General features: G+C 40.0%; 1 protein-coding gene. It reads left to right on the top strand.

Annotated features, from left to right (window positions below; translation table 11 throughout):
* Positions 1 to 167 precede the first annotated feature (167 nt).
* A complete protein-coding gene (locus H0241_RS35330; protein WP_001127306.1) occupies positions 168 to 371 on the top strand; it encodes a hypothetical protein in 204 nt (67 codons plus the stop codon).
* Positions 372 to 438: the final 67 nt, after the last annotated feature.

Below are 438 nucleotides of genomic sequence, written 5' to 3'. Positions count from 1 at the left end.
GAGCTTGGGCAAGAGCCCAATTTCAGCAAAAAATGAAGTAAATCTTCTCATAATAAAACGCATCATATCAAGCACGAAAATTCCACGAGGTCAACTACAGTCAGAAAGCTGAACAACAAGCCAAAACGCCCAAAAAAGGCGGCAAAAAGCAAGCACCTACAAGCAACGTGCCGAAATGGTCAAATCCTGATTATGTCAACGAATTAGACCCAAAAATCGTTGATATGCTAGTAGAATTTCACAAGTCACAAGGCACTTTGGAAACTCCCGAGGCGCAAGCAGAAATCGCCCAAAAACGTGAAGAAATCGAGCAAAGGAGAGCTGAGCTTGAGGGTAAAAAACAAGAGCTTTTGAACCGCTTGAACAAATAGAGTTTCACAAGTATTATGCTTACAAATTACTTGAGCAATTAACTAAAATATAAACCCTGCCTTTATA

It is taken from the genome of Mesorhizobium neociceri (genome assembly GCF_013520985.1).
GTDB lineage: Bacteria > Pseudomonadota > Alphaproteobacteria > Rhizobiales > Rhizobiaceae > Mesorhizobium > Mesorhizobium neociceri.
Note: the sequence above shows the minus strand (reverse complement) of the source record. Positions and strands in the feature narration are given on the sequence as shown.